Annotated in this window: 21 protein-coding genes; 9 read left to right on the top strand and 12 right to left on the bottom strand. The window is 64.7% G+C overall.

Annotated elements, in window-relative coordinates:
* Positions 1-21 precede the first annotated feature (21 nt).
* Genes OU999_09820 through OU999_09830 form a run of 3 tightly spaced genes read left to right on the top strand, consistent with a single transcriptional unit; the run spans position 22 to position 2,386 of the window.
* Positions 22-603 carry a DUF1285 domain-containing protein gene (locus OU999_09820; protein WAC22065.1) on the top strand — a complete coding sequence of 194 codons (582 nt, stop codon included), beginning with the start codon at positions 22-24 and terminating at the stop codon, positions 601-603.
* Positions 600-1,190 carry a CoA pyrophosphatase gene (locus tag OU999_09825; GenBank protein WAC22066.1) on the top strand — a complete coding sequence of 197 codons (591 nt, stop codon included), beginning with the start codon at positions 600-602 and terminating at the stop codon, positions 1,188-1,190. Before OU999_09820 ends, OU999_09825 begins: the two co-directional genes overlap by 4 nt.
* Positions 1,187-2,386 (top strand): CCA tRNA nucleotidyltransferase, encoded by a 1,200-nt coding sequence (locus tag OU999_09830; GenBank protein ID WAC22067.1) that lies wholly within the window; start codon positions 1,187-1,189, stop codon positions 2,384-2,386. Before OU999_09825 ends, OU999_09830 begins: the two co-directional genes overlap by 4 nt.
* Here the strand turns inward: OU999_09830 and OU999_09835 are convergent, their stop codons facing one another.
* From OU999_09835 to OU999_09845, 3 genes are all read right to left on the bottom strand, one after another.
* Positions 2,387-4,033: a bifunctional diguanylate cyclase/phosphodiesterase gene (locus OU999_09835; protein ID WAC22068.1), complete on the bottom strand. Its 1,647-nt coding sequence runs from the start codon at positions 4,031-4,033 to the stop codon at positions 2,387-2,389.
* Between the two features lie 167 nt (positions 4,034-4,200).
* On the bottom strand, positions 4,201-6,504 hold the full coding sequence (gene parC, locus OU999_09840) for a DNA topoisomerase IV subunit A (GenBank protein ID WAC22069.1): 2,304 nt from the start codon (positions 6,502-6,504) through the stop codon (positions 4,201-4,203).
* Between the two features lie 95 nt (positions 6,505-6,599).
* A complete protein-coding gene (locus OU999_09845; GenBank protein ID WAC22070.1) occupies positions 6,600-7,361 on the bottom strand; it encodes a crotonase/enoyl-CoA hydratase family protein in 762 nt (253 codons plus the stop codon).
* 196 nt (positions 7,362-7,557) lie between these two features.
* On the opposite strand from OU999_09845, the gene OU999_09850 reads away from it, so the two are divergent.
* The gene (locus OU999_09850; protein ID WAC22071.1) at positions 7,558-8,337 is read left to right on the top strand and encodes a phosphoribosylaminoimidazolesuccinocarboxamide synthase; all 780 of its coding nucleotides are present in this window, start codon (positions 7,558-7,560) and stop codon (positions 8,335-8,337) included.
* Between the two features lie 129 nt (positions 8,338-8,466).
* Positions 8,467-11,451 carry an insulinase family protein gene (locus OU999_09855; protein ID WAC22072.1) on the top strand — a complete coding sequence of 995 codons (2,985 nt, stop codon included), beginning with the start codon at positions 8,467-8,469 and terminating at the stop codon, positions 11,449-11,451.
* A gap of 10 nt (positions 11,452-11,461) precedes the next feature.
* On the opposite strand, the gene OU999_09860 is transcribed toward OU999_09855, so the two are convergent.
* Positions 11,462-11,611: a hypothetical protein gene (locus OU999_09860; GenBank protein ID WAC22073.1), complete on the bottom strand. Its 150-nt coding sequence runs from the start codon at positions 11,609-11,611 to the stop codon at positions 11,462-11,464.
* Between the two features lie 175 nt (positions 11,612-11,786).
* On the opposite strand from OU999_09860, the gene purS reads away from it, so the two are divergent.
* Complete coding sequence (gene purS / locus OU999_09865; GenBank protein ID WAC22074.1) at positions 11,787-12,020, top strand: phosphoribosylformylglycinamidine synthase subunit PurS; 234 nt, start codon at positions 11,787-11,789, stop codon at positions 12,018-12,020.
* Positions 12,017-12,691: a phosphoribosylformylglycinamidine synthase subunit PurQ gene (purQ, locus tag OU999_09870; protein ID WAC22075.1), complete on the top strand. Its 675-nt coding sequence runs from the start codon at positions 12,017-12,019 to the stop codon at positions 12,689-12,691. The genes purS and purQ overlap by 4 nt, the downstream gene beginning before the upstream one ends.
* A gap of 16 nt (positions 12,692-12,707) precedes the next feature.
* Here the strand turns inward: purQ and OU999_09875 are convergent, their stop codons facing one another.
* The 6 genes from OU999_09875 to glmU all read right to left on the bottom strand — a co-directional run bounded on the left by OU999_09875 (position 12,708) and on the right by glmU (position 19,844).
* The gene (locus OU999_09875; protein ID WAC25401.1) at positions 12,708-15,011 is read right to left on the bottom strand and encodes an EAL domain-containing protein; all 2,304 of its coding nucleotides are present in this window, start codon (positions 15,009-15,011) and stop codon (positions 12,708-12,710) included.
* A gap of 413 nt (positions 15,012-15,424) precedes the next feature.
* Entirely contained in the window at positions 15,425-15,820 is a 396-nt protein-coding gene (locus OU999_09880; GenBank protein WAC22076.1) for a GFA family protein, read from the bottom strand.
* Positions 15,821-15,830: 10 nt separating this feature from the next.
* Entirely contained in the window at positions 15,831-17,654 is a 1,824-nt protein-coding gene (gene glmS, locus OU999_09885) for a glutamine--fructose-6-phosphate transaminase (isomerizing) (GenBank protein WAC22077.1), read from the bottom strand.
* Between the two features lie 14 nt (positions 17,655-17,668).
* The gene (locus OU999_09890; GenBank protein WAC22078.1) at positions 17,669-18,034 is read right to left on the bottom strand and encodes a type II toxin-antitoxin system VapC family toxin; all 366 of its coding nucleotides are present in this window, start codon (positions 18,032-18,034) and stop codon (positions 17,669-17,671) included.
* A 3-nt stretch (positions 18,035-18,037) separates the two neighbouring features.
* A complete protein-coding gene (locus tag OU999_09895; GenBank protein ID WAC22079.1) occupies positions 18,038-18,283 on the bottom strand; it encodes a ribbon-helix-helix protein, CopG family in 246 nt (81 codons plus the stop codon).
* 202 nt (positions 18,284-18,485) lie between these two features.
* On the bottom strand, positions 18,486-19,844 hold the full coding sequence (gene glmU / locus OU999_09900) for a bifunctional UDP-N-acetylglucosamine diphosphorylase/glucosamine-1-phosphate N-acetyltransferase GlmU (protein ID WAC22080.1): 1,359 nt from the start codon (positions 19,842-19,844) through the stop codon (positions 18,486-18,488).
* 95 nt (positions 19,845-19,939) lie between these two features.
* On the opposite strand from glmU, the gene OU999_09905 reads away from it, so the two are divergent.
* Positions 19,940-20,629, top strand: coding sequence for an HAD hydrolase-like protein (locus tag OU999_09905; GenBank protein WAC22081.1), 690 nt, complete (start codon positions 19,940-19,942; stop codon positions 20,627-20,629).
* Entirely contained in the window at positions 20,620-21,036 is a 417-nt protein-coding gene (locus OU999_09910; GenBank protein ID WAC22082.1) for a GNAT family acetyltransferase, read from the top strand. The genes OU999_09905 and OU999_09910 overlap by 10 nt, the downstream gene beginning before the upstream one ends.
* Here the strand turns inward: OU999_09910 and OU999_09915 are convergent.
* Positions 21,033-22,058: a nucleotidyltransferase family protein gene (locus tag OU999_09915; GenBank protein ID WAC22083.1), complete on the bottom strand. Its 1,026-nt coding sequence runs from the start codon at positions 22,056-22,058 to the stop codon at positions 21,033-21,035. The genes OU999_09910 and OU999_09915 overlap by 4 nt on opposite strands.
* Positions 22,055-22,936: an HprK-related kinase A gene (locus OU999_09920; GenBank protein WAC22084.1), complete on the bottom strand. Its 882-nt coding sequence runs from the start codon at positions 22,934-22,936 to the stop codon at positions 22,055-22,057. The genes OU999_09915 and OU999_09920 overlap by 4 nt, the downstream gene beginning before the upstream one ends.
* Between the last annotated feature and the right edge of the window lie 42 nt (positions 22,937-22,978).

The raw sequence follows: 22,978 nt of genomic DNA on the forward strand, positions 1-22,978 counted from the left end.
CCGTGCTTATCTGGCAACCCCATGCCTTATGATCCGCCCCCCGAACTCAAGGACCTTTCGCTCGCCGATATTGCCGGGCTGGTCGCCGCGCGCAAGCTGCCGCCGGTCGAACAATGGACCCCCGCCCATCAGAGCGACAGCCATATGCGGATCGCCGCCGATGGCCGCTGGTATCACCAGGGCGGGCTGATTTCGCGCCCGGCCATGGTGCGGCTGTTTGCCAGCGTGCTGCGCCGCGATGCCGATGGTCGCCATGCCTTGGTCACCCCGTTCGAGCAGCAGTGGATCGAGGTCGAGGATGCGCCGCTGCTCGCGGTCGAACTGAAGTCCGAGGGCCAGGGCGATCAACGCCGCCTCGCGTTCCGGCTGAACACCGACGAGCTGGTGGTCGGAGGGCCCGACCGTCCGATCATCATGCGCGGCGATGCCGATGAACCCCGGCCCTATCTGGGCCTGTGGCGCGGGCTGGAGGCGCGGATCGAGCGCGCGGTCTATTACGACCTTGTCGAACTGGCGCTCGCGGAGACCGATGATCCGGAAGCGGGCCTGCCGATCTGGAGCGACGGTGCCTGTTTCCGGCTCGACCGGACCGAGGCCGCATGAGCCTGTTCGACCGACTGGCCGACGCACTTGCCGCAAGCCAGGGCATGGAATCGACCGATGAGGCGCATATCCGGCCCGACCGGGGGATGCACATTCCCGCAGCCGTGCTGATCGCGATCACCGAACGGCCCCAGCCCGGCGTCATCCTGACCCAGCGGCCCGACTATCTGCGCAGCCATCCCGGCCAGATCGCCTTTCCCGGGGGCAAGATCGACCCCGAGGACAAGGACGCCATCGCCGCCGCGTTGCGCGAGGCGGATGAGGAGCTTGGGCTGTCCCCCCACCATGTCCGCGTGATTGGCCCCGGCGATGTCTATCGCAGCGGCAGCGGCTTTGCGATCACGCCGGTGCTGGGCGTCATCCCGCCCGATCTCAGCTATTCCCCCAATCCCGGCGAAGTCGCAGACTGGTTCGAGGTCCCGCTCGATTTCGTGCTCGATCCCGCCAATCACGCGCGCCACTCAACCTTCTGGAAAGGGGCCGAGCGCCAGTATATCGAGATCATGTGGGGGCAGAGACGCATCTGGGGCGTGACAGCGGGGATCATCGCCAATCTCTCGCGGCGGCTGGAGGGGGTGCTGGCATGACGCGGATCGCGGCGGAATGGACCAGGCGCGACGATCTCAACGCCATGCTCGCGGCAATCGACCCCGATGCGGATCAGTGCCGCTTTGTCGGTGGCGCGGTGCGCGATGCGCTGCTGGGCATCGAGGCGGCCGATATCGATATTGCCACGCGGCTGCTGCCCGATGAAGTGATGGCGAGGCTGGAGGCGGCAGGCATCCGCGCCGTGCCGACCGGCCTGGCGCATGGCACCGTAACCGCAGTGCTGCCCGGCGGCCCGGTCGAAATCACCACCCTGCGCCGCGACGTCACCACCGATGGCCGCCATGCCGAGGTCGCCTTTACCGACGACTGGCGGGAAGACGCCGCGCGGCGAGACTTCACCATCAACGCGCTGTTCGCCGATCCGGTAACGCTCGAGGTGACCGACTATTTCGGCGGCCTGGCCGATCTGGATGCGCGCCTGGTGCGGTTCATCGGCGATGCGGGCGAGCGCATCCTGGAGGACCATCTGCGCATCCTGCGCTATTTCCGCTTCCACGCGCGCTTTGGCGGGGCTGCCGATCCGCTGGCGCTCGCCGCCTGTACCGGGCATGCCGACCGGCTGAAGGCGCTGTCGCGCGAACGCATCGCGCGCGAACTGCTGTTGCTGCTGGGCAGTGCCGATCCGCTGGCTGCGGTCGGGTTAATGGCCGATTGCGGGATCTGGCCCGTGATCCTGCCCGAGATGCAGGATGATGGTGCCCGGCGACTGGCGGCGCTGCTGGACCGCGAAGCGGCGGTCGCCGCCGCGCCGAACCCGCTGCTGCGCCTCGCCGCCTTGCTGCCCGAGGATGCCCTGATCGCCGATACGGTCGCCGCACGGCTGCGCCTGTCGAAGGCGCAGCGCCTGGCGATGACGCGCTTTGCCGCCCCCTGGCCGGTCACCGGCAGTGCGCGGCAGGTCGCGGCGCAGGTTCAGCCCGAAGAATTGGTCGCCCCCTGGCTGCTGCTGCGCGCGCCCAGGGCGATGCTGGTCGATGGCTGGCACAGCCTGAAGGGCTGGCAGGTGCCCGAATTTCCGTTGAGCGGTCGCGATATTCTGGCGCTGGGCATCCATGCCGGGCCCGATGTCGCAAGGGCGCTTGGCGAGATCAGGCGGCGCTGGGTGGCAGAGGATTTTCCAGACGATGCGCGTATTCGCCAGATCGCCAGCGAGGTCGTCCAGGCCGCTGCCTGATCAGCTCATCCGTTCGATCATGAAATCATACGCGCGCGAGGCGGGGACTGGCGGCGAATAGAAATAGCCCTGGCCATAGGAGCAGCCGAGCGCTGCGAGCGTATGCGCAATTTCCAGCGTCTCGATGCCCTCGGCGGTGGTTTCCATGTTGAGCGCGGAAGCGAGCGAGAGGATCGCGCGGACGATGGCCACCTTGTCGCGTTCCTGCAGCATATGGGTGACGAAGCTGCGGTCGATCTTCAGCACGTCGATCGGCAATTGCTGCAGATAGGCCAGGTTCGAATAGCCGGTGCCGAAATCGTCCATCGCCAGCGATACATCGAGCGCGCGCAGCGCGTTCATCACCTTAGCGGCGCGCGCGGGATCGCTGACCACGACCGATTCGGTCAGTTCCAGCATGATCCGCTCGGGCTTGGTCTTGTTGGCGCGCAAAATACCCGAGACCATGTTGGGAATGTCATCGCGGGCGAACTGCGCGGCGGACACGTTGACGCTGACCTTGAGCGGCAGCACCTCGCCCGCCTTGGCGTCCCATTCGTTCAGCACCTGGCATGCCCGGTCGAGCGCCCAGCGCCCCAGCGGCAGGATGAGTCCGCATTCCTCGGCCACGGGGATGAATTCTGCCGGAGAGATCATACCGTAATCGGGGTCCTTCCAGCGCGCCAGCGCCTCGAACCCGGTGACGAAGCCGTTGCTCAGATCGATCAGCGGCTGGAAATACAGCTCCAGCCGGTCGAGTTCGATCGCCTTGCGCAGCTCGGTTTCCAGCGTGAAGCGGCGGCGCGCCTTGTCGAGCTCCTCGGGCGTATAGATTTCCGCCTGACGCGTCTGCTTGGCGCGCTTGAGCGCAATCTGCGACTGGCGGATGTAATTGGCGCAATCAGCCTGGCCGAGCTTGCTCAGCGCGATGCCGATCGCGCCGTCGATCTGGATTTCGAGGTCGGACAGCCGGTAGGGATCGGCAAAGATGCCGCGAATGCGGTTGACGATCCGCATCAGCTCGCGCTCGTTGGTGCCGCGCATCGGCACGAACAGCGCGAACTCGTTGCCGCCGATGCGCGCGACGATGTCGGTCTTGCGCATCCGGCCCATCAGGCGGCGCGCAACCGTGATGATCAGCTCGTCGCCGACAATGCTGCCGGCGCATTCGTTGATCTGGCTGAACCGGGCGATGTCGAGCGTGATGACGGCAAAGGCATTGAGCGCCGCACGGCCGCCCGCAGGCGCATCTGCGAGCCGGCTTTCGACCTCGTCCTCAAAGCCTGCACGATTGGGCAACCCGGTCAGGCTGTCGCGCATGGTTTCACGGCGGAAGCTGTCGTGAGTCTCGATCTCGCTGGTACGGTCGATCAGGCTCACAAGGAAATGCGGCCATTCCATCCCGCGCAGGTCCATCCGCGCGACGGTCACGTCATAACGGCGCGGCTTGACCGGATCCTGCAAGGTCCAGGGCTTGACCGCCTTGCCGCTGTCATTGCGGTGGGCGACCGAAACCAGCTCGGTCAGCAGCCTGATATCGAGGCCGCCAGGTTCGGTCGGCGTGAGGCCGCGCTCCAGAAACGCCTTGTTGGCCGCCATGAGCTCGATCTCGTCGCCCGCGCGCATCACCATCGCCGCCGGAATCGGCAGCGGATCGAGCGCAGCCATCACCAAAGGGTGCGAACGCGCGGCAAGACCCGCTCCGGGACGATCCGGAACGGCCCTGTTACGCGCGTTGGTTGGCGGTTTGGGACTGACCATGGTTAGCACCGGCTAACCGGGAAAATGTAAAATTCACTTAAAGCCCAAGAAAAAGATTCGGACCCAAGAGAAAATCACCCATCGAATTTGTTGTTCCGGGGGAAGCCATTGGGCGGCAGTCGTCCCGCCGCGCCGCGCGCAACGCGCCACAGGCCCATGTCCTTTTCGGTGCGCACGCGTCCGCTGTCGCCACCCATGGTCCAGCTCAGGCCGTCTTCCAGCCTGAATGTCGTAGCGTCAGACAGCGATCCGTCGCGATAGCGCTGCAGCTGCACGCCCTGTCCGCGCGCCATCACCGGCAGTTCGCCAATGGGGAAGACCACCAGCTTGCGATTCTCGCCCACCACCGCGACATGATCCGCGCTGGCAGGGACGGTGCGAATCACCATCAGCTTGACGCCGGTCTTCAGGTTCACCACCTGCCGCCCCTTCCGCGTCTCGGCGATCAGCTCACGCATTTCGGCCAGGAAACCGCGCCCGTTCGATGCGGCGAGCAGCAATTTGCCCTCGGCCTCATAGGGCATCAGCGCGATGATCTGCGCATCGGCATCCATGTCGAGCATGCCGCGCACCGGCTCGCCAAAGCCGCGCGCGCCAGGCAGCTTTTCAGCACCCAAAGTGTAGAAGCGGCCATTGTCGAGCGCGATCAGCAGCTTGTCGGTCGACTGCGCGTGGAAGGCAAAGCCGGGGCCATCGCCTTCCTTGAACTTGGTGAGCTCGGCTGCCGACAGATCGGCATGGCCCTTCATCGCCTTGATCCAGCCGCGCCGCGACATGATGACGGTCACCGGCTCGCGCTCGATCATCGCCTCGAGCGGAATTTCGCGCGCGGGCGCGGCTTCCTGAAGATCGGTGCGGCGGCGGCCCAGCTCGGTCGTCTCCGAATAGAGCGCGCGCAAGGTTGTCAGGTCCTTCTTGAGCCGCGTGCGCTGGCGCGCCGGGCTGTCGAGCAGCTTGAGCAGCTCTTCCTGTTCCTTGATCAGCGCATCATGCTCGCGCCGCAGTTCCATTTCCTCAAGCTTGCGCAAGGACCGCAGCCGCATGTTGAGGATCGCCTCGGCCTGACGGTCGGTCAGCTCGAACTCGGCCATCATCACCGGCTTGGGCTCGTCCTCGGTCCGGATGATCTCGATCACCCGGTCGAGGTTGAGATAAGCGATGATATAGCCGCGCAACAGCTCCAGCCGCGCCGCGATCTTTTCCAGCCGGTGGCGGCTGCGATTGGTGAGGATCAGGATCTGGTGCCGCAGCCAGGATTCGAGCAGCGGCTTGATGCCCATCACCCCGGGCGTGCGGGTCTCATCCAGCACATTGAGATTGAGCGGAAAGCGGATTTCCAGGTCGGTCAGGCGATAGAGGCTGTCCTTGAGCACATCGACATCGACATTGCGGCTCTTGGGCTCGAGCACGATGCGGATGGTCTCGTCCGATTCATCGCGGACATCGGCGAGGATCGGCAGCTTCTTCTCGGCGATCAGGGTCGCGATCTGCTCGATCAGCTTGCCCTTCTGCACCTGATAGGGGATTTCGCTGATGACCAGCTGCCAGGTGCCGCCGGACAGCTTCTCGATGCCGGTCTGCTCCCAGTTGCCATCGGCTTGCCTGCCGGTCGAATAGCGCGCGCGCAGGCGGAACGCGCCGCGCCCGGTGCGATAGGCCTGCGAAATGCTCTCGGCGCTGTCGACCAGAAGGCCGCCGGTGGCGAAGTCGGGACCATGGAAATGCTCCATGATCGCCTCGTGCGTCGCCTCGGGCTGGTCGATCAGCAGCATCGCCGCGTCGATTACCTCGGCGACATTGTGCGAGGGGATGGAGGTCGCCATGCCCACCGCGATGCCGCTGGCGCCATTGGCGAGCAGATTGGGGAACAGGCCGGGGAAGACCTCGGGCTCTTCCTCCTCGCCATTATAGGTGGGCTTGAAGGCAACCGTGCCTTCGTCCAGCCCCGCCATCAGCTCGATCGCTGTGCGCGTCAGCCGCGCTTCAGTGTAGCGATAGGCGGCCGCGTTATCGCCATCGATATTGCCGAAATTGCCCTGCCCGTCGACCAGGGGATAGCGCAGCACGAAATCCTGCGCGAGGCGGACCATCGCGTCATAGACCGAGGCATCGCCGTGCGGGTGGTACTTACCGATCACGTCGCCGACGACGCGGGCGCTCTTCTTGTAGCTGCTCGCCGGGTCGAGCTTCAGCTGCCGCATCGCCCAGAGCAGGCGGCGGTGAACGGGCTTCAACCCATCGCGCAGATCGGGCAGCGAGCGCGCAGTGATCGTGGAGAGCGCATAGACAAGATAGCGATCCGACAACGCACGGTCGAACGAGGTATTCTCGATTTCAGGAATGTCGTCGCCCGGAGGAGCGCTCGCCTCGTCTGCCATGCTTCAGGCGCGTAGCAGCGCCAAAGCGTCAAGGCGAGAGGGTCGGCCCGGTTTTCTGGGGAAAATTTGTAGCCGGAGCACGGAAAATCCGGCGATCAGAACACGCCGTGCCGCCCCTTGCCCTGGGCAAAGCTGGTAGCACCGCTCAACGTCTCGCCGCTGGAGATCGTCTCGCGCCCCAATCTGGCCTCCAGCGCGATGGCATCGGCCTCGCCCAGCGACCATTGGGCCAATGCACTTGCCCGGTCGTTGCGCAGGCATTTTTGCGGAAAGGCTGCGATCTGCGTCGCCAGCTCGACCGCCAGCTCCAGCGCCCCGCCATGCCGCGCGACGCGGTTGGTCAGGCCCATGTCCTGCGCCTCTGCCGCGCCGACCTCGCGCCCGGTGAGCATCAGGTCCATCGCGCGCGAATGGCCGATCAGACGCGGCAGGCGGATCGTGCCCATATCGACCAGCGGCACCCCGAAACGGCGGCAGAACACGCCCATCCGCGCAGTTTCCGCCATCACCCGCATGTCGCACCACAAGGCAAGCTCCATGCCGCCTGCCACGGCATAGCCCTCGATCGCGGCAATCACCGGCTTGGTCAGCTCCATCCGCGTCGGCCCCATCGGGGCCATGCCGGCATCGGTCACCGGACGCTTGTCGCCTTCACTCAAGGCCTTGAGATCGGCGCCGGCGCAGAAATGCCCGCCCGCGCCGTGGAGGATCGCCACATGCACCGAGTCATCGGCATCGATCGCAGCGAAGGCGTCGTGCAGCGCCTGCGCAGTGGCGGCATCGACCGCATTGCGCCGGTCAGGCCGGTTGATGGTGACGATCGCCACCTGCTGCTTGTGATCGACCTTGACGTTCATCGTCCTCTCCCCTGGCTGCACGGATCGGTGCAGCAACCATCCCCCTGTCCGGTTTCATGACAGTAAACATGCGTGCCCAGACAGCGCAATTGCGTGCGACCACCCAAGCGGCTATAGGGGCGCTGAGAGACGCCCCGGCCCTGCGTGCATTGGTTGCCGCACCGGGGCGTCCTGCTTTCTATCGGAGATACGTGCCATGACCCGCCGCCGCCAGATTTACGAAGGCAAGGCCAAGATCCTCTACGAAGGTCCTGAGCCGGGCACGCTGATCCAGTATTTCAAGGATGATGCCACCGCGTTCAACGCCCAGAAAAAGGGCACGATCAACGGCAAGGGCGTGATCAACAACCGCATCAGCGAATATGTGTTCACCCGCCTTGGCCATATCGGCATCCCCACGCACTTCATCCGCCGCCTCAACATGCGCGAGCAGTTGGTGCGCCAGGTGGAGATCGTGCCGATCGAGGTTGTCGTGCGCAATGTCGCCGCCGGTTCGATCTGCAAGCGCCTAGGCCTGGAAGAAGGCCAGCCGCTGCCACACACGCTGATCGAATATTGCTACAAGGACGACAGCCTGGGCGATCCGCTGGTCGCCGAAGAGCATATCGCCTGCTTCGGCTGGGCCAGCCAGGAGGAGATGCAGGACATCTCGTCGATGGCGATCCGCATCAACGATTTCATGTGCGGCATGTTCGCGGCGATCGGCATCCGCCTGATCGACTTCAAGCTGGAATTCGGCCGTCAGTTCGACGGCGATTTCTCGCGCATCATCCTGGCGGACGAGATCAGCCCCGATGGCTGCCGCCTGTGGGACATCGAGACCGGCGAGAAGCTCGACAAGGACCGTTTCCGCCGCGATCTGGGCGGAGAGGTCGAGGCCTATCAGGAGGTCGCGCGGCGTCTGGGCCTGCTCAACGAAGGCGGCGACAACGAGGTGCTCGACCTCGACAGCCACCGTCGCCGCAAGGGCAAATAAGCACGATCTTGACTGGCGGACGCTTGACGCGTCCGTCATCTTGCGTGGTCCTTTCGGCCATGCAACATTTCCGCCACACAACAGTAAAAGTGGGTGGAGATGGATCGAGGCGGAAGGCTTCCCACAACCGTGGCGAAATCGGCGCTGGCTGGAATGGCCGCTGCCGCGCTTGCGCTGCTACCGGCTCCGCTTCTGGCGCAATCGTCCGCGCCCCCTGATCCCGATTCGACCAGCACTCAAACGCCCCTGCCCATCCGCGACGAGGCCGCTATTGCCGCTGCCTGGGGCTATGCGACGAGCGACCTTGCGCCTGACCCTGCAGTGCGGCTGGGCGTGCTGCCCAACGGCATGCGCTATGCCATCCGCAAGAATACGACGCCGCCGGGCACCGCGGTGATGCGGCTGCTGATCGATGTCGGATCGACGGCGGAAGCCGAGGATGAGCGCGGCCTTGCCCATTTCATCGAGCATATGGCGTTCAACGGCACCACCAACGTGCCCGAAGGCGAGATGATCAAGATTCTCGAGCGGCTGGGCCTCGAATTCGGCGCGGATACCAACGCGTACACCAGCTATGATCAGACCGGCTATCTGCTCGACCTGCCCAATGTGAAGGCCGAGACGGTCGACACCGCCCTGTACCTGTTGCGCGAGACCGCGAGCGAGATCCGCTTCGCCCCCGCCTCGATCGACCGCGAGCGAGGGGTGATCCTGTCCGAACTGCGTACCCGCGCCAACTTCGCGCAGCGCAACCGCGAATCGCTGTTCGAATTCACCGTGCCCGATACGCGCATCGCCACCCGCTCACCCATCGGCGACAAGAGCGTCATCGAGACCGCTCCGGCCGAGCGCTTCCGCAGCTTTTACGAGCGTTATTACACGCCCGGCCGCAGCACGCTGGTGGTGGTCGGCGATATCGACGTGGCCGAGATGGAGGCCAAGATCCAGGCGCGCTTCGCGAACTGGTCTGCCAGGCATGGCGAGGCACCGGACGTGCCGCTGGGCCGCATCGACACCGCGCGCACGGACCGGGCCAACATCTTCACGCATCCCGCGATCGACGAGGTGGCGACCGTCGTGCGCTTCTCTCCCTATGTCGAGGAGCCCGACAGCAAGGCGACCCGCCGGGCCAAGCTGACCCGCGCGCTGGCCTATAACATCGTCGGGCGCAGGCTGGGCCGCATCGCGCGGCAGGAAAATGCCCCCTTTGTCGGCGCATCGGTCGGACGGTCGGATGTCTACAAGATCGCCAACCAGTCGGTGCTGAACGTTGCGACGCGCGATGGCGAGTGGCAGCGCGGACTGGAGGCAGCCGAGCGCGAGCTGCGCGCGGCGCTGCGCTATGGCTTCACCAAGGCGGAACTCGCCGAACAGCTGGCCAATTTCACCACCGGCTATGAAAATGCGGTGCGCGGTCAGGAAACGCGGAGCAACGACCAGCTTGCCGACCAGATCATGGGCATGGCCAAGGACGGGATGATCGTCACCACGCCCGAAAGCCAGCTCGAACGCTTTGCCGCGCTGCGCGATGCGCTGACGCCGAAGATATTGCTCAAGGCATTGCGCGAGGATTTCGGCACGCTCGACAAGCCGCTCATCCACCTGGCGACCAAGGTCGATCCGGCAGGCGGCGCGGACGGGGTGCGCACCGCCTTCGCACAGGCGCAGAAGACCAGGGTCGCCAAGCCCGAAGCCCGCGATGCGCAGGCCTTTGCCTATCAGGACTTTGGCGCGCCCGGCACCGTGGTGGCGGACAGCACGATCGAGGATCTGGGCATCCGCACCATCCGCTTTGCCAACAACGTGCGGCTGAACCTCAAGAAGACCGATTTCGACAAGAACCGGGTGCTGGTGTCGCTGCGCATCGATGGCGGCGATCTGCTCGCCTCGCGCGACAAGCCCGAAGCCACCAGCCTGATGAACATCTTCGTGCGTGGCGGGCTGGAGGCGCACAGCCTCGACGATCTCTATTCGATCTTCGCCGGCCGCGCGGTATCGCTCAATTTCGGATCGGGCGAGGATTATCTCGGCGGCTATCTCGCCACCACGCCCGAGGACCTGAAGCTGCAGATGCAGGTGCTGACCGCGTTCACCACGCATCCGGGCTATCGCAGCGAGGCGATCAACCAGTATCGCAGCTATCTGCCCAATTTCTACGCGCGGCTCAACGCGACGCCCGAAGGCGCGATCGGCAGCCAGATCGGCGCGATCCTGTCGGACAATGATCCGCGCTTTTCGCTCGCCGACAAGGCGGTGTTCGAACGGCTGACCTTTGACGACCTCAAGGCCGCGATCGGCGACCGGCTGGAGCGCGGGGCGATCGAGATCGGGCTGGTCGGCGATTTCGACGAGGAACAGGCCATCGCCGCGGTCGCGGCCACCTTCGGTGCGCTGGCAGAGCGCGAGGCGGAGTTCCGCGATTATGGCGAGGCCCGCACCCGCCAGTTCACGCAGAACCGCGCCCCGCGCATCCTGCACCACAAGGGCGAGGCCGATCAGGCGATCGTCGAATTCTACTGGCCGACCACCGACGACCGCGATTATCGCGAGGATGTCCGCCTGCGCCTGCTGGCCGAGCTGCTGCAGATCAAGGTGACCGACCAGATCCGCGAGCAGCTGGGCGCGAGCTATTCGCCGGCGGCGCGGTCGTTCACGTCATCGATCTATCCCGGCTATGGCTATATCCAGATCAGCACCAATGTCGCGGCGGGCGATGTCGACAAGGTGACTGATGCCGTGCGCCATATCGCAGCCGAACTGAGCGCCCCTGCGCCGCTGGCCGGATCGCCTTCGGTCCCCTCGCCGATCGCAGCCGACGAACTGGCCCGGGCACGCACGCCGATCCTGGAGAACATCGCCAACAGCGTGAAGAACAATGGTGCGTGGCTGGGTATCGTCGATTCCGCCCAGAGCAAGCCGGCCAAGCTCGACCGCTTCCGCAGCGGCGGCACCGCGTTCGGCAAGGTGGATGCCGATGAACTGCTGACGCTCGCGCGCACATATCTGGCGCCCGACCGGGCGGTGCTGGTGCAATCGCTGTACGAAGGCACGCAGACCGGCACCGCACTCGCCGCGCGTCAGTCGCCTGTCGCGGCCAATGCGACATCGGAATGACCGGCGGGACTCAGCCCCGCGCGCGATAGCCGCTGATGATCCCGAAGAGGAACGCCATGAACAGCGCGAGCTGAACATGGCCTTCCGGATCGCGCCATCCCAGCATCTCGTGCCCGAAGCCGAACAACCCGATGAACATCGCCAATGCCAGGCCAGCCATGTTTCCCCCGTTCTTGTGATGAACAAAAGGCTATGCTTCATCCGTTGACAGCGCTTTGTTAGGAAAGGTTAACGCAGGGGCGGGCAGCGCGAACCAAAATGCAGGGGCATAGGCCCTTGCCCCTTCGTCGCCGCGCGCTATAGGGCAGGCCATAGATTCTGGCAGGAGGACGCCGATGAAGGCCCGCATCCATGTGACCCTGAAAGACGGTGTGCTCGATCCCCAGGGTCGCGCGATCCACCATGCGCTGGAAGGACTGGGCTTTGGCGGCGTGCAGGATGTCCGCGCCGGCCGCCTGATCGAACTCACCCTGGCCGATGGCACCAGCGACGAGGATATCGACGCCATGTGCCGCAAGCTGCTCGCCAATATGGTCATCGAAAACTACCGGGTCGAGAAGGTCGCATGAAATCGGCGGTCATCACCTTCCCCGGATCGAACTGCGACCGCGATCTGGCGGTGGCGATCGAGCGGGTGACCGGGCATGCGCCGATCCGGCTGTGGCACGGCGAGCAGAGCCTGCCCGAGGGGCTGGACCTGATCGGCGTACCCGGCGGATTTTCCTATGGCGACTATCTGCGCTCCGGCGCGATGGCGGCCCGCTCTCCGGTGATCGGCGCGGTTGTCGCCGCCGCAGAGCGCGGCGTTGCGGTGCTGGGCATCTGCAACGGCTTCCAGATCCTCACCGAATCCGGCCTGCTGCCCGGTGCGCTGATGCGCAATGCCGGCATCCGTTTCGTCTGCCGCACGGTGGAGCTGAAGGTGGAAAACGCCGACAGCCGCTTCACCCGGCTGTACAGCCAGGGCGAGACGATCCGCATTCCGGTCGCGCATCATGACGGCAACTATTTCGCCGACGATGCGACGCTCGACCGGATCGAGGGCGAAGGCCAGGTCGCGTTCCGCTATGCTGAACCCGTCAACGGATCAGCGCGCGATATTGCAGGCGTTCTGAATGCAAAGGGCAATGTCCTGGGCATGATGCCGCACCCCGAGCGGGTGGTCGAACCGCAGCATGGCAATACCGATGGCGCGCGGTTGTTCGAGGCACTGGCTCAATCGGTGCTGGAACGGGCCTGACACCTGATCGGGCGGTTCAGCCGTATTGCGCGGCCTGGTGATCGCCGAACAGGGTGGCGACATCGTCAGCAGCCATCGGGCGGCCATAGAAATAGCCCTGGATCTTCTTGCAGCCCAGGCCGCGGATTACCTCAACCTCATGCTCGGTCTCCGCGCCTTCGGCGGTGGTGGACATGCCCAGGCTTTCGGCCATCGCGACCACGGCGCGGATGATGGCGATGCTTTCCTGCGCGCCCTTGGCCGCGCCCTGCACGAAGCTGCGATCGACCTTGATGGTGGTGAAGCGGGTCTTGCTGAGATAGCCGAGCGCAGAATAGCCGGTGCCGAAATCGTCGAGCGACAGGCCGACGCCCAGCGCCAGGATACGGTCGAGCGTCTCACCCGCGCGTGATCCTTCGCGCAGGAACACGCTTTCGGTCACTTCCAGCTCCAGTCGCTGCGGCGGCAGGCCGGTTTCGGAGAGCGCCTCGACCACCGTGTCGACGAAATCGGGCTCGTACAGCTGCTCGGCCGAGACGTTGACCGCCACGCGCACATTGGCGGGCCAGGTTATCGCCTCGCGGCAGGCGCGATGCAGCACCCAATTGCCGATCGGCACGACCAGCCGCGCATCCTCTGCCAGCGGAATGAACCGCGCGGGCGACACCTGGCCGAATTCGGGATTGCTCCAGCGGATCAGCGCCTCGAAGGCGACCAGCGACTCGCTGGCAGCATCGACCACCGGCTGGAAGGCGAGCGAGAATTCGTCCTTTTCCAGCGCCTTGCGCAGCGCCATTTCCATGACGCGGCGTTCCTCGGCATGGCTGTGCAGCTTGGGCTCGTAGACATTGTGGCGGCCGCCGCCCTCGTCCTTTGATCGATAGAGCGCAAGGTCTGCGCTGCGCATCAGCGTTTCGACCGTGCGCCCGTCGCGCGTGCCGGTGGCCGAACCGACGCTCGCGCCGATGAACAGCGTGTGCTGGTCGACCTCATAGGGCCGCGACAGGACATCGATGATGCGATCCGCCAGATCGGAAATGCGCTGTCCGTCGCCGGTATCGCGCATCACCACGGCAAATTCGTCGCCGCCCAGGCGTCCGCACAGCTCGTCCTTGCCCATCAGCGAGCGCAGGCGGAGCGAGACCTGCGCCAGCAGCCGGTCGCCGACCAGATGGCCGAGCGTATCGTTGACCGACTTGAACCGATCGAGGTCGATCATCAGGAAGCCGCAGCGGCAGTTCCACTGTTCGCATTCCTTCAGCGCGCGGTCGAGCGCCTCGGTGAGCTGGAGCCGGTTGGGCAGGCCGGTGAGCGTATCGAAACGGGCCAGACGCGCGATCTTCTCTGCGCTCTCGCGGCTTTCGGTAACGTCCGAACCGACGCCGCGAAAGCCCATGAAACCACCATTGTCATCATAGCGCGGCGAAGCGGAAAGCTCCCACCAGAAGGTCTTGTCCTCGCCCTGGACCTTGACCACCAGATTGGAAAAGCTCTCGCGCTTGGTCAGCTTGTCGGAGAGGATGTGAAGGCTGGGGGGCAGATTGCCGCTTTCCCAGTGCTTGCCCGCGATCAGCTGGGTCAGCGGCATGCCCTCGATCTCGCTGGCCTCGCGCCCGGCGGCAAAGGCAAAGCGCGGGCTGGCAGCAATGATGCGGCGGGCAGCGTCAATCTGCCAAAGCCAATCGGCATCGCCTTCCTCGAACTCGCGCAGCAACAGGCTGACCACCTCGTCCTTTTCGGCAAGGCCATGTTCGGACAGCTTGAACATCAGATAGGCGCGGGCATTTTCAAAGCCCGACAGCGCCAGCAGGATCGAGAAGCACGCAATCGCGCCGACGGTGACGATATTGCCGTCCTGCCAATAGGCGATGATCGACGCGGTCATCAGCACCAGGTTGAACATGAAGGCGCCAAGCGGCAGCGCGTTGAGCAGCAAGGTTCCGCCCACCACCAGCGCGGCGAGGATCGTCCATACCGTCGCCAGTTCCATCTCGCCCGCCTTGGGCGCGAAGACCAGGATCGGCACGCACCAGACCAGAGCGATCAGGCTGGTGGCTGCGACCAGCTGCAGCACGAAGCGGCGCGCCACATGGTCGTGATTGACCATGCCGCTGCGCTTGTAGAGGATCGAGGGAAAATAGAGCGCCGCCCCCAGCATCCCCATCCAGCCGGCAAGCTGCCACAAGGGCACGTGACCGCTGAACAGCTGGCAGACCATGAGGCCCAGGACCAGGTTGGTGACAACGCGGAGAACCGCATAGCGTGCAAGCCCGGTATATTGAATCGCGCGGAAGTGATCCCAATCGCCGTCGGCGGGGTCGCACAGGCCAAGAATGGCCATGACCGGCAGATCGCGCGCGGACGAAGGTTTGGGTCGGGTCTTGCTCACCCGGGCGGCATAGCGAAACAAAGTTAGCGAACGGTAACCGCTGCGCGCCACAATTTACGGGTAAAGTCTATGGTGTGCGGGCCGCACCTTGCCTGCAACCGGCGCATTTTCGCGGGTTGCAGGCGATGGCGAACCGGCCTGCCGCCAACAGGTGCTGACGGCGTATCAAAATCAGATAACGGCCAGCATGATGACGGCGCTGCTGACAAAGGCAGCGGCCAGATTGAATGCAATACGCATGACGAACTCCTGTTGAACTGGGGAATTGGCCGCGCAGACATCCTGCTCTCTATGTCAGGCTAAATAGGTCATAATTGCTGTCATACAAGTGCAATTGCTTTCCGTGCACATGCATGAAATGCAAATTACTCGTCGGTTAGGGCAGCGCGCGCCTTCTCCCAGTTGCGTCCATCAAACTCTTCGGTTTCTGCAATGATATCATGATCTTGGTCGAGACATCGGAAGTCCACAGACCAGCAATCCGGGTGCGATCGTGGCTGGTAGAAGCTGCGGATGCCACAGATATTGCAGAACAGATGCTCCGCCGCGCCGGTGCCGAAGCGATAGCTTGACAGCCTCTCTCCACCCGCCAGCAGGCGGAAATCGCCATGCGGCACGATCATGTGCAGAAAGCCGGTCTTGGCACACATCGAGCAGTTGCACGCGAGCAGGCGCACCGCGCGCGGCACATCCGCCTCAAAGCGGACCGCGCCGCAATGGCAGCCGCCCTGCACCTTCGTGCAACCCCCGTCGGACTGCATCGCGCGATCCTTATTCCACCGTCACCGATTTGGCGAGGTTGCGCGGCTGATCGACATCGGTGCCCTTGGCGACCGCGACATGATAGGCCAGCAACTGCACCGGAATCGCATAGACCAGCGGCGCGATCAGCGGGTGGACGGTCGGCATCTCGATCGTCGCAAGGCAGCCCTCGCCCGCTTCGGCCAGGCCCTCGGCGTCACTGATCAGCACGACCTTGCCGCCACGCGCGCGCACCTCCTGCATGTTGCTCACCGTCTTTTCGAACAGCGGGCCAGACGGCGCGATGACGATGATCGGCACCGCCTCGTCGATCAGCGCAATGGGTCCGTGCTTCATCTCGCCTGCAGCATAGCCTTCGGCGTGGATATAGCTGATTTCCTTGAGCTTCAGCGCGCCTTCCAGCGCCAGCGCGTAATCGGGACCGCGGCCCAGATACAGCACGTCGCGCGCCTGCGCGATGGTGTGCGCCATCGCCTCGATATCGGCGTCATGCGCCAGCGCGGCGTTGATGGCAGCGGGTGCCTCGATCAGGTGGCGGACGATCTCTGCCTCTTCGGCCGCATCAAGCTTGCCCTTGGCGCGCGCCAGGTTCACCGCCAGCGCTGCCATCACCGCCAGCTGGCAGGTGAACGCCTTGGTCGAGGCGACACCGATCTCGGGCCCGGCATGGGTGGGCAGCAGCAGATCGACATCGCGCGCCATCGAACTGGTCGGCACGTTGATGATGCCCGCCGTGGTGACCCCGCCTGCCTTCATATGGCGCAGCGCGGCCAGAGTGTCCGCCGTCTCGCCCGATTGCGAAACCACCACTCCGAGCATGTTCGGGCTCAGCACGGGGTCGCGATAGCGGAATTCGGATGCGACATCGACTTCGACCGGAACGCGGGCGAGCTGTTCGATCCAGTATTTGCCGATCAGCCCGACATAAGAGGCCGTGCCGCACGCGATGATCGTCACCCGCTCGATATCCGACAGCTCGAAATCCATCTGCGGCAGCGACACCTTCTGCTCGACCGAGCGGATATAGCTTTGCAGCGTCTGCGCGACGACGACCGGCTGCTCGAAGATTTCCTTCTGCATGAAGTGGCGGTGATTGCCCTTGTCGATCAGCGCGCCGGTGACGCCCGACAGCGTGACCTCGCGCTCGACCGGCTGGTTGTCGGAATCATAGACCTGCGCGCCTTCGCGGGTCAGCACCACCCAGTCGCCCTCTTCCAGATAGGCGATCCGCTGCGTCAGCGGCGCGAGCGCCAGCGCGTCCGAGCCCAGATAGGTCTCGTCATCTCCATAGCCCAGCACCAGCGGCGAGCCCAGACGCGCGCCGATCAGCAGATCGGGATGCTGGCGGAACGCGATCGCAAGCGCAAAGGCACCGCGCAGCTGCGGCAGCACCGCCTTCACCGCATCCTGCGGGCTGTCGCCGGCCTCAATCCGTTCGCTCACCAGATGCGCGACCACCTCGGTATCGGTCTCGCTTTCGAAACGCCTGCCACGCGCGATCAGCGCGTCGCGCAGCGGCTTGAAATTCTCGATGATTCCGTTGTGCACCAGCGCCACCTCGCCCGTGGCATGCGGATGCGCATTGGCCGTGGTCGGCGCGCCGTGCGTGGCCCAGCGCGTGTGGGCGATGCCGACATGGCCCGGCGCGGGATCCTTGGCCAGCACTTCGACCAGGTTGCGCAGCTTGCCCTCTGCGCGCCGGCGCACCAGCTGGCCGTCGTGCACGGTACACACCCCGGCAGAGTCATAGCCGCGATATTCCATCCGCTTCAGGCCATCGACCAGATCGCCCACGACATCGCGCCGGGCGAGGATTCCAACGATACCACACATTTACGAGAGGCCTTTCAAAGCTGATAGGGAACGCGGATGCCGGGCATCTCTGCCGGGAAATCCTTGGTATTTCGTGTAATCAGTATGACTCCGTTCACCTGGGCGGTGGCCAGGATATAGGCGTCCATAAGCTTCATCCTGGTGCGATAACGGATGTCCGCTGCTGCTGTCGCAATACGCTGATCAATTTCGACCACATCGAAATTGGACAAAGCGTCCTGAACGGCGCGGCGATCTTCAAGCCTTTCACCTGCGAGCACTTCGGTCCAGACGATCCTGCTCATGCGGTGCGAGGGATAGCGCTGGATTTCGGCATAGGCTTGGGGTCGCCGTCGAAGCCAATCGATAATGATGTTCGTGTCAAAAAATGGCGCGGACATCCGTCAGATGTCTTCATACGGACGACGATCTTCACGCATGGCGCGCTGATATTCAACCGCATCGCCAATATCTTCGCGGTCCGCCCACAGGCCATAGCCGCGGTCGATCCAGCTGCGATCGTCGCCATTGTGAACCAGATAAAGGGTCACCGCGTCGCGAATGGTCGCAGCACGCGACTTGTTGCCTTTGGCAGCAATGGCATCGAGCTTCTCGATATCTTCATCAGGAATTTCGGTCAGAATGCGCATGATCTAGTCACCTGGAATGCGGCCATGATATACTGATATCATATCATGATATCATGTCAAGGCATCATGCACTGGCCGAAACGAGCGACCGAACTCATCATCCCGCCAGATGCCTCGCAAGCAACCACGCGCCAGACCATCAACCCGATGCCAGCGAGCAAGATCAGACATCCCGCAAAAATTATCAGGAGCGGATGCCCCCTCACTTCCCCTCGCGCTTCTTCTTGCGCATCGCGTCGTGGAAGCGGTCGGCCCAGCCGGGCTTGACCAGCTGCTCGGCGCGGACCAGGCGCAGTTCGCCATCGGCGACATCGCGCGACACCGCGCTGCCTGCCGCGACGATCGCATCGCGGCCGATCTTCACCGGCGCAATCAGCGCACTGTTCGATCCGATGAACGCGTTTTCGCCGATCACGGTCTGATATTTGAAATAGCCATCGTAATTGCAGGTGATGGTGCCCGCGCCGATATTGGCATTCGCGCCGACCGTGGCATCGCCCAGATAGGTCAGGTGGTTGGCCTTGGCGCCCGGACCCAGCACCGCCTTTTTCATCTCGACGAAATTGCCGACCTTGGCCCCTTCGCGCATGTCCGCGCCGGGGCGCAGGCGGGCAAACGGGCCGACCGTACATCCGCTGGCAATGGTCGCGCCCTCGATATGGCTGAAGGCGTGGATGACGACATTGTTGGCGATGGTCACGCCGGGGCCGAACATGACATTGGGCTCGATAACGACGTCGCGGCCGACCACGGTATCATGCGCGAACCAGACGGTCTCCGGCGCGATCAGCGAAGCGCCGTCGGCCATCACCTGCGCCCGGCGGCGCGCCTGCCAGATGCTTTCGGCTTCGGCCAGTTCGGCGCGGCTGTTGATGCCGATCAGTTCGTCGGGATCGGTTTCGACCACGACGGCGCGGTCACCATCCGCCAGAGCCAGCATCACGATATCGGGAAGATAATATTCTCCGGCGGCATTGTCGTTGCCCACCCGCTCGAGCAGCGGCCACAGGTCTGCAGTCCGCACCGCCGTGACGCCCGAGTTGCACAGCTTCACCGCGCGCTCGGCCTCGGACGCGTCCTTGAATTCGACCATCTTGGCGATCGAACCGGCCTCGTCGGCGATGATGCGGCCATAGGCCTTGGCATCATCGGGCACGAAACCCAGCACCGCGATGCGCGGCGCATCATCGGCGAGCAGCCGGTCTTTCAGCCGCGCAATGGTATCGGGCCGCAGGAACGGGGTATCGCCGAAACAGACGATCGCAATGCCGTCAAATCCGGCAAGCGCCGCCCTGGCCTGCAGGGCTGCATGCGCCGTGCCGAGCTGTTCTGCCTGATGGGCGATATCCACCCCGTGCGGCGCGACAGAGGCCTCCACCTGTTCGCGCCTCGCCCCTACCACGACCACCTGACGTGCGGCCCCCGCCGCCTTCAGGCTGTGCAGCAGATGATGCAGCATGGGCAGGCCCGCCACCGGATGAAGCACCTTGTGCAGGTCCGATTTCATGCGCGTACCCTGGCCCGCTGCCAGAATGATTGCTGCCAGCGGCTGCTCAGCCATGTCGTAACGTTCTCCGCGTTTCCCAAAGCAGATCGTGTTTACCCTTGGCACGAACTGCTTGCATCCGCCACCTTTTTCGGGCGATGCCTTGCCCCATGACAGACTTTCCCTACCAAATCATTGGCTTTGATCTCGATGGCACGCTGCTGGATACCAGCCCCGAACTGACCGTCTCGGTCAACCACACGCTGGCGCTGGCGGGATTGCCGCCGCTGGGCCAGGACGAGATCAAGCCGATGGTGGGCCTGGGCGCCAAGCACATGTTGCAGGTGGGGCTCGAGCGCGCGGGCAACAGCGACCCTGAGGCGCTGCGCGAATATCTGCCGATCCTGCTCGATCATTATGGCGAAAACCTGGGGACAGGATCGCCGCCCTATCCCGGCCTGCTCGACGCCATGGCACGCTTCGATGCGATGGGCGTGCAAATGGCGATCGTCACCAACAAGTACGAGCGGTTCGCGGTGAAGCTGCTGACCGAGGTCGGGCTGATCGACCGATTTGCCTGCGTCATAGGCGGGGATACCATGGGCAAGGGCAAGTCCAAGCCCGACCGCGCGCCGATCGACGAGATGATCCGCCGCTGCGGGGGTGAGCCGGACGCCACGCCAGCCGCGTTCATCGGCGACAGCATCTACGACGTGATGGCCGCGCACAATGCCGGCATTCCGTGCGTTGCGGTGAGCTTCGGCTTTCTGCACCAACCGGTGCACGAGCTGGGCGCGGACGCGATCATCGACCATTATGACGAGTTCATCCCGGCGCTGGAGCAGCTGGCGTGCCGATAGCCATCAGGCGGTTCGATTCGGGCGATTTTGCCGGCGTCGAAGCGCTATGGAACGCCTGTTTTCCCGACGATCCGCCGCACAACCGGGCTGCCGTCGCCATCCCGCAAAAGCTGGCGTTCCAGCCTGACCTGTTCTGGGTCGCGCTGCTGGACGATCGCGTCGTCGGCAGCATAATGGCAGGCTATGACGGGCATCGCGGCTGGCTGTATTCGGTGGCGGTACTGCCGGGCGAGCAGCGCCACGGCCTGGGCACGCAGCTGGTGCGGACGGCGGAGGCGGCGCTGCAGTCGCTGGGCTGCAGCAAGGTGAACCTGCAGGTCCGCGATACCAACCGCGCGGTGGCAGCCTTTTACGCGCGGCTGGGCTATGCCGAAGAGCCCCGGATCAGCATGGGGCGCAGGCTCTAGACCTGGCTGCGATGCCCCTTGCGCCACTTGGTCCACAAATGGCGCGCGAGCATCGCCGGCGGCATGCGCAGCAGGTGCGACCGGATATAGAAGCCCTGGCGGGTGAGCTTGCGCGTCTTGCGACCCCAGCCATCGACGGCGGTGATCCGGCGCAGGAACAGGGCATCGGCCGTGCCCGGGCGGATCGGCCAGATCGCCGGCGTGCCGAACAGGCGATAGGCCAGCCGCAATGCGCGGGCGACCGCATCGTGCAGTTGATGCAGTTTCGCCCGCTCTTCCAGCTTCTGGGCGAAACCTGTGTCCTCTTCCACGAACTGGCGCACCAGCCGGTCAATGTCCCACAGGTTGCGCATGCCGCCAGAAAGGTCGCCATCGGCGATCAGATGCGCGGCGGCATGGCAGATCATGTCGGCGGGCGAGAGCGTGTACAGCCCGGACGGCAGCGCGCGCGCATCCGCCAGCAGCGCCGCCGCATCGGGCCGAGGCCGCGCGGTCAGCGGCAATATGGTGTGATGGACGTCGATCATCCGATCCCGCTCGGCATGGATCAGCGGCGGCAGCTCGTGCATCCATTGGCGGTAATAGGCATCGTCATAGGGATCGGGCTTCACCCATTCCCACCCCGCCTGCAGCAGCAGCGCCTCGACCTGATCGAGCCCGTCGCGCGCGACCAATATGTCGAGATCGCCGATCGATCGGCCGCGCGCCGCGTCCAGCGCGGCAGCGGCAAAGGCGGTGCCCTTGAGCAGCACGACCTTGCCCGGATAATCGGCGAGCGCCATGCGGGCGCATTCCGCCTCCCACAGGGCCTGGCGCAGCCCGGTCTGGTTGGAAAGCCGCACATCGGCCAGCACGCGCGCGACATGATCGGGCAGCGGCTGGTCAGCCAGGATTTCCGCCAGCGTCCCGATCAGCGATAGCGCGCGCGCGGCGGCCAGCAGGCGCGTCCATTGGCCGGCATCCAGCCCGGCCACCGATGCCGGATCGGTCAGCGCACGCGCAACCGACCAGCCATCGGTCATGCCGCAGCCGCCCTGACTCCCTGTTCGGACCAGAGCCGCTCGACCAGTTCCGCGCCTTCTTCGCCATCGGCATAGTCGATTGCGCAGGCCGGGACCGAACGCACGAAGCCGGTCAGCGCGTCAAAGCCGCGATCCCCCAGCGCGACATAATTGGTCGAGGCCTGGGTCAGCCGAACGAAGCTTTCCGCCTCGTCCATCCGGCGCACGGCACGCGGATAGCCGAAGCGCGGGAACAGTAGCAGCGCCGGTCGCGTCTCGCGCGCCATCTGCTCGACCCATTCGGCGCGCGGCCGCAGATGGCGGATCGTGCCCTTGGGCGTATCGCGCATCACCGGACCGAAGCGCGCATCGTCATCGACCTCTTGTTCCATCGCGGCGATCGCCGCGTTCTTGAGGCTGATCGGGCGCGGGAACGGAGCGATATTGCCGGTATCGGGATCGAGCAGCACGAATTCATCGCCCAGGAAGCGCCAGCCGCGCTCGGCGAGCAGCGCCGAAAGCGTCGACTTGCCCGCCCCCGACACCCCGGTCATCACCACCGCGCGGCCATGGCGCGATACGGCACTGGCATGGAGCAGCAGGTGCCGACGCCAGCCCAGCGCCATCTGCAGGTTCATCGCCATTTCGGCTGCGAGCAGGCCCTGTTCCAGCGGCAGCGGCACCGCATCGGGCAGCATGAAATCGCCCGCGATGGCCACCTGCGGCCGGACATAGCGGCGCAGCGCCGACGTCGACTGCAGGCGCACGGTAAAATCGGGCACCACCTCGTCCATCGGATAATCGCTGTACAGCGCGCGCAGCTGATCGATCGGCGCACGCCAGTCGCTGCCGATGCGGAATCGGGCCGGGCCTACAGTGATGAAACAGGCGTGACGCATGCCTCGCGCCATATCGCGTGGGCGGGCGCGGACAAAATGGAA

This window comes from Blastomonas sp. SL216 (genome assembly GCA_026625625.1).
Taxonomy (GTDB): domain Bacteria; phylum Pseudomonadota; class Alphaproteobacteria; order Sphingomonadales; family Sphingomonadaceae; genus Blastomonas.